General features: G+C 38.2%; 1 pseudogene. It reads left to right on the plus strand.

Features of this window, described 5'->3' with window-relative positions:
• Positions 1–272: pseudogene (locus tag KW850_RS34625) on the plus strand (IS110 family transposase); the annotation flags it as partial.

Raw genomic sequence — 272 nt, forward strand, 5'->3', positions numbered from 1 at the left:
GAACTTCGAGTGGCTCGAAAAATACGTGATCTCTTATCTGTTGACCTTCAAGCAGTTCAAGGACAAGTCCATAATTGGATAGATCGCTACTTTCCAGAATTCCTTACCGTCTTTAAAGATTGGGAAGGTAAGGCTGCAATACAGATATTAAAACTTAATTTATTGCCAAATGAATTAATCAATCTTACAGAACAGCAGATACTTGAACACCTTCGAAAAGCTGTTAAACGTGCGGTGGGACTCAGTAAAATAAAAGAACTAAAGCAGGTGGC

This window comes from Bacillus sp. sid0103 (assembly GCF_019219025.1).